The 5569-nt window shown below is 71.1% G+C and carries 6 protein-coding genes and 2 pseudogenes; 6 read left to right on the top strand and 2 right to left on the bottom strand.

Going from position 1 to position 5569, the window contains the following annotated elements; translation table 11 throughout:
- From A9W96_RS18345 to A9W96_RS18365, 5 genes and pseudogenes are all read left to right on the top strand, one after another.
- A pseudogene (locus A9W96_RS18345) lies at positions 1 to 469 on the top strand (ATP-binding protein); the annotation flags it as partial.
- Positions 469 to 879 carry a roadblock/LC7 domain-containing protein gene (locus tag A9W96_RS18350; protein ID WP_066872182.1) on the top strand — a complete coding sequence of 137 codons (411 nt, stop codon included), beginning with the start codon at positions 469 to 471 and terminating at the stop codon, positions 877 to 879. The pseudogene A9W96_RS18345 and the gene A9W96_RS18350, both read left to right, overlap by 1 nt.
- Before the next feature lie 6 nt (positions 880 to 885).
- On the top strand, positions 886 to 1260 hold the full coding sequence (locus A9W96_RS18355) for a DUF742 domain-containing protein (protein ID WP_066872185.1): 375 nt from the start codon (positions 886 to 888) through the stop codon (positions 1258 to 1260).
- Positions 1241 to 1828 (top strand): ATP/GTP-binding protein, encoded by a 588-nt coding sequence (locus tag A9W96_RS18360; protein WP_066872187.1) that lies wholly within the window; start codon positions 1241 to 1243, stop codon positions 1826 to 1828. Before A9W96_RS18355 ends, A9W96_RS18360 begins: the two co-directional genes overlap by 20 nt.
- Positions 1825 to 2388 (top strand): pentapeptide repeat-containing protein, encoded by a 564-nt coding sequence (locus A9W96_RS18365; RefSeq protein ID WP_067141893.1) that lies wholly within the window; start codon positions 1825 to 1827, stop codon positions 2386 to 2388. The genes A9W96_RS18360 and A9W96_RS18365 overlap by 4 nt, the downstream gene beginning before the upstream one ends.
- Positions 2389 to 2407: 19 nt before the next feature.
- Here the strand turns inward: A9W96_RS18365 and A9W96_RS18370 are convergent, their stop codons facing one another.
- The gene (locus A9W96_RS18370) at positions 2408 to 4762 is read right to left on the bottom strand and encodes an ATP-binding cassette domain-containing protein (RefSeq protein ID WP_369830848.1); all 2355 of its coding nucleotides are present in this window, start codon (positions 4760 to 4762) and stop codon (positions 2408 to 2410) included.
- On the opposite strand from A9W96_RS18370, the gene rbpA reads away from it, so the two are divergent.
- Positions 4754 to 5089, top strand: coding sequence for an RNA polymerase-binding protein RbpA (rbpA, locus tag A9W96_RS18375; protein ID WP_067141896.1), 336 nt, complete (start codon positions 4754 to 4756; stop codon positions 5087 to 5089). The two genes, A9W96_RS18370 and rbpA, sit on opposite strands and share 9 nt — an antisense overlap.
- A 24-nt stretch (positions 5090 to 5113) precedes the next feature.
- Here rbpA and A9W96_RS18380 read toward each other — a convergent pair.
- A pseudogene (locus tag A9W96_RS18380) lies at positions 5114 to 5569 on the bottom strand (dolichol-phosphate mannosyltransferase); the annotation flags it as partial.

Here is a 5569-nt window from a genome sequence, read left to right on the forward strand (position 1 = left end):
GCCGGCGCGGCCCGCCCCGGTCGCGTCCATCCCGTCGGCGCCGAGAACGTCGGCGACCCCGGCCGACGACGACGTCATCTACCGGCGGATGCTCTCGGAGATGCTGGGCGACCCGCATGACCTGGTCAACAGCCCCGACCTGGATTGGCAGTCGGTCTGGGACCGGGGCTGGACACTGGCGGCGGCGGCCGAGGACAAGCCCGTCGAAGCGCACACCACCGACCACGGCCTGCCGGTGCGCACCCCGGGCGCCCGGCTGGTGCCCGGCGGCGCCAACGGCGGCGCAGCGGGCGAACCGGCCGAGCCCGACCAGCAGCGCAGCGGCCTATCCCCGTCGCACCGGGAGCCCCAGCACGCGGCCGTCACCCGCGACCCCGAGGCGGTTCGCGCCTCGTTCAGTAACCATTTCGACGGCGTGCGCACCGGACGCTCGCACGCCCGCGACACCGATCAAGGATCCGACCAATAATGAGTTCCCCCGACAAATTCGACAGCGGGTCCCTGGACTGGCTGGTGACCAGGTTCGCCCGCGAGGTCCCCGGCGTCGCCCACGCGCTGCTGGTGTCCGTCGACGGGCTGCCCATCGCCGCCAGCGAGCACCTGCCGCGGGAACGCGCCGACCAGCTGGCCGCGGTGGCCTCCGGGCTGGCCAGCCTCGCCACCGGTGCCGCGCAGCTGTTCGACGGCGGCCAGGTGCTGCAGTCGGTGGTCGAGATGCAGAACGGCTACCTGTTGCTGATGCGGGTCGGGGACGGGTCGCACCTGGCGACGCTGGCCGTGACGTCGTGTGACATCGGTCAGATCGGCTACGAGATGGCCGTCCTCGTCGAACGGGTGGGCGGCGTGGTGCAGTCGACCCGCCGGTCCAGCGTCTCGTGACCCGCGATGGACACCCCCGAGACCTGGCCGGCGCACCGTAAGGGGAACCTGGTCCGCCCGTACACCCTGACGTCGGGACGGACCGACACCAACGTCGACCTTCCCCTCGAAGCGCCGATTCAGGCGCTGCAGGCCGGGCTGGCGCACCGGTGGCCGCCCAACGACGCGAGAGGCAGAATCATCCAACTGTGCGTCGAGCACCCGTCGGTCGCCGAAATCTCGGCCCGCCTGGACCTTCCGCTCGGCGTCGCGCGCGTCCTGGTGGGAGATCTGGTGCTGTCCGGCTACCTTCGGGTGCACAAGACGTTGTCCGAGCGCTCGAGCAGGGATGAGCGCTCCGAACTCATAGGAAGGACACTGCGTGGCTTACGCGCACTCTGAGGTGCAGCCCGACTCCGGCGCCCACGCGTCGACGAAGATCGTGATCGCCGGCGGGTTCGGGGCCGGCAAGACCACCTTCGTCGGGGCGGTGTCGGAGATCATGCCGCTGCGCACCGAGGCGATGCTCACCGACGCCTCGGCCGGCGTCGACGCGCTGGAGGCCACCCCGGACAAGCGGACCACCACCGTCGCGATGGATTTCGGGCGGATCACCCTGGCCGAAGACCTGGTGCTCTACTTGTTCGGCACGCCGGGGCAGCGCCGCTTCTGGTTCATGTGGGACGACCTGGTGCGCGGCGCGATCGGCGCGGTCGTGCTGGTCGACTGCCGGCGCCTGCAGGACAGCTTCGCCGCCGTCGACTTCTTCGAGCACCGCAACCTGCCGTTTCTGGTCGCGGTCAACGAGTTCGACGGCGCTCCCCGCTACCCGGTCGCCGAGGTGCGCGAGGCGCTGACCCTGCCGCCGCACATCCCGGTGATCACCGTCGACGCCAGGGATCGCCGGTCGGCGACCGATGCCCTGATCGCGGTCAGCGAATACGCCCTGGCCAGCCTGTCGGCCAATTGACCGCCCCGTGGGTCGACCGAGAATTCGAGGGCCACGACTTCACTGACGACGACCTCAGCCGGTTGCGGACCGAGCGGGTGGTGTTCACCGAGTGCAACTTCAGCGGTGCCAACCTGGCCGAGTCGCAGCACCGCGGCTCGGCGTTTCGCAACTGCACGTTCCGCCGGACGTCGTTGTGGCACAGCACCTTTTCCCAGTGTTCGATGCTCGGGTCGGTGTTCGTCGAGTGCCGGCTGCGGCCGATCACGTTCGACGAGGTGGACTTCACGCTGGCCGTGCTCGGCGGCATCGACCTGCGCGGCGTCGACCTGAGCGGCTGCCGGCTGCGCGAGGCCGGCCTGGTGGAGGCCGACCTGCGCAAGGCGGTGCTGCGCGGCGCGGACCTGCGGGGCGCGCGCATCGCCGGCGCCCGGTTGGACGACGCCGACCTGCGCGGGGCGGCCGTGGATCCCGCGTTGTGGACGACGGCCGCGCTGGCCGGCGCCCGCGTCGACGTGGATCAGGCCGTGGCCTTCGCGCTCGCCCACGGGCTGCGGCTGGACGCGGGGCTCGACGGCTGAGCCATCAGCGGCTGATCGCTCAGCGGGTGAGCCGGATGCGCCACCGCACCAGCGCGGCGTAGCCGACCGTGAGCACCGCGAGCATGGCCATGTCGAACAGCCAGGCCGCCGGCGTGTGCTGGAAGTGGCTGTCCCGCGGGCTCTGCGGGCCGGGTGACACCGTCCACAGGTCGACCGTCGACCCCTGCGCCGCGTACCCCCACCGCGAGGGCACCAGCCAGGACAGCTGATCGAGGAAGATCCGGTGGGTGACCGGCACCATGCCGCCGGAGAGCACCATCTGCATCATCAGCGACACCACCAGCAGCGGCATGATCTGCTCATGGGACCGCGCCAGCGCCGAGAGCAGCAGGCCCAGCATGGCCGACGCCACGCACGTCGCCGCGACCCCGGCGAACAGCTCGAGCGTGGCCGCGAAACTGGAATGCCCCAGCAGCACCGCCGGCCGCGTCGGCGGTCCCTTGCCCAGCACCACGATCGCCGTGGCGATGGCCGCCTGGATGACCGCGAACGTGCAGAACACCGCGACCTTGGCCAGCAGGTACGCCGTGCTGGACAGGCCGACCGCCTGTTCGCGCCGGAAGATCGGCCGCTCGCCGATCAGGTCGCGGATGGTCAGCGCGGTGCCCATGAACGCCGCCGCCATGGTGAGCAGGGTCAGGATCATCCCCGCCTCGCCGGCCGATTCGCTGACCGGATCGGCGTAGCCGAACCCGACGCTGCCGGGGACGGTCAACGACAGCGCGCCCATCACGAACGGCAGCACCGCCAGGAAGGCGAAGTAGGCCCGGTCGGCGACCACCAGCCGGACCTGGCGGCGGGCGATCGTGGAGAACTGGTGGGGCTTGCTGGTGTGCGCCGGGGTGCCCAGCTCGGCCGGCGCCTCGGTCCGGGTGGGCGGCGGCGGCCTGTTCTGCGCGAGGAAGCGGCGGTTGGCCTCGTCGGGATCGGCGCCCACCTTGGCGAAGATGTGTGCCCAGTTGGTGGTGCCCATGGCCGCGCCGATCTGGCCGGGCGGGCCCAGGTACGCCGTCTTGCCGCCGGGCGCCATCAGCAGCACCTGGTCGCAGACGTCGAGGTAGGTCAGCGAGTGGGTGACCACCAGCACGACGCGGCCGGCGTCGGCGAGCTGTCGCAGCATGGTCATGACCTGTAGATCCAGCGCTGGATCCAGCCCGGAGGTCGGCTCGTCGAGGATCAGTAGCGACGGACCGGTCAGCAGCTCCAGCGCGACCGAGGCGCGTTTGCGCTGGCCGCCGGACAGGTTGTCCACCCGGGTGTCCGCGTGCTCGGTCAGGCCCAGCTCGTCGAGGACCTGGGCGACGACCTGTTCGCGGTCGGCCTTGCTGGTGTCGGGCGGCAGGCGCAGCTCGGCGGCGTAGCCGAGGGCCTGGCTGACGGTGAGCTGGCGGTGCACGACGTCGTCCTGCGGGACCATGCCGATCCTGGTGCGCAGCGACGCGTATTCGGTGTGGATGTCGTGGCCCTCGAAGGTGACCGTTCCCGACGACGGGGTGGCGTACCCGGCGATCAGCCGCGACAGCGTGGTCTTGCCCGCGCCCGACCCGCCGATCAGCGCGGTGAGCGTGCCCGGCCGGGCCACCAACGAGATCCGCTCCAGCAGGTTCTTGCCGTCGACGCCGAAGTTGACCTCGCGCACCTCCAGGCCGCCGGCGCGGGTAGCCGCCTCCTGGCGGCGAACCAGCACGCCGTCGTGGAAGACCAGGTCGACGTTGCCGATCGTCACCACGTCGCCGTCGGACAGCGTCGCCGAGCCGACCTTGACGCCGTTGACGAAGGTGCCGTTGCTGCTGTTCGCGTCGCGGATCTCCGCACCCGTCGGCGTCGGCGTCAGGAAGGCGTGATGGCGCGAGGCCAGCACGTCGTGGATGACGATGTCGTTGTTGAGCGCGCGGCCGATCGAGGCGCCGCGCGCCTGCGGCGGCGGCCGGTCCGATGACGGTCCTGGGAGGCCGACCCGTGTGGTCGGGAAATCCCCGACGTCGTTGCTGCGGCCGGTCCGGGTCGGCGGATCGTACGCGGCGGCCGGCGGCCCGGGCGGCGGTGCGCCGCGCAGCGGGCCCCGCTGTCGGAAGGGCCGCGACGGCGGCAGGACTGCCGGCAGTATTGGCGGCGACGGCCCATGCCGGCGTCGGTCACGTCCCGCCCGCACCAGCGGCACGGTTGCGGGTGGGCACGGCGGGTCACGCCTGCCGACTCTAGTCGGGGCGTTCGGCAATCCCGGTATCATGGATGGTCGCGTCGCGTGCGCCGTGTCGGACCGGGAACTACGCGGACCGTCGTAACGTTTGCCAAACGGATAGAACTGCATCGCCAGCCCACAGGATCTAAAGGAGTAGCACCGATGGCCGATCGTGTCCTGAGAGGCAGTCGCCTTGGAGCCGTGAGCTACGAGACCGACCGCAACCACGACCTCGCGCCGCGCCAGATCGCGCGGTACCGCACCGAGAACGGCGAGGAGTTCGAGGTCCCCTTCGCCGACGACGCCGACATCCCCGGCACCTGGCTGTGCCGCAACGGCATGGAGGGCACCCTGATCGAGGGCGACCTGCCCGAGCCGAAGAAGGTCAAGCCGCCGCGCACGCACTGGGACATGCTGCTGGAGCGCCGCTCGGTCGAGGAGCTCGAAGAGCTGCTCAAGGAGCGCCTCGAGATCATCAGGTCACGCCGGCGCGGCTGAGCCCCGCCGTCCGGCTGTGCCGGGCTAGCCGCGGTTGTCGGCGCGGATCACGCGGGCGCCCGCGCCCCCGGTCCGGCGTCCCTCGATGCCCCAGCGGGTGACCTTGACCAGCGCCTCCCGAATGTTGGATCCGCTCATCTTCGAGACACCGAGTTCGCGTTCGGTGAAGGTGATCGGGACCTCGGCGATGGCGAACCCGTTGCAGACGGTGCGCCAGGTCAGGTCGATCTGGAAGCAATAGCCCTTGGAGTCGACCCCGTCGAGCCCGATCGTCTCGAGGACTTCCCGGCGGTAAGCCCGGTAGCCGGCGGTGATGTCGTGGACACCGATGCCGAGCGCAAGCCGCGCGTAGGTGTTGGCCGTCCAAGACAGGGCCCAGCGCCGCCACGGCCAGTTCCGTACTGCGCCCCCCGCAAGGCCGTCCGCAACGGCGCTCAGCTGTTGGCCGTGCCCAGCAACAACGCGACCTTCAACCAGACC

The organism is Mycobacterium sp. 1245852.3 (genome assembly GCF_001669335.1).
GTDB classification, from domain to species: domain Bacteria; phylum Actinomycetota; class Actinomycetes; order Mycobacteriales; family Mycobacteriaceae; genus Mycobacterium; species Mycobacterium europaeum_A.

Bases quoted from the DNA above. Each gene is read 5' to 3' on its own strand.
- A9W96_RS18350 (WP_066872182.1), top strand. From the start codon at position 469: ATGAGTTCCCCCGACAAATTCGACAGCGGGTCCCTGGACTGGCTGGTG.
- A9W96_RS18355 (WP_066872185.1), top strand. From the start codon at position 886: ATGGACACCCCCGAGACCTGGCCGGCGCACCGTAAGGGGAACCTGGTC.
- rbpA (WP_067141896.1), top strand. From the start codon at position 4,754: ATGGCCGATCGTGTCCTGAGAGGCAGTCGCCTTGGAGCCGTGAGCTAC.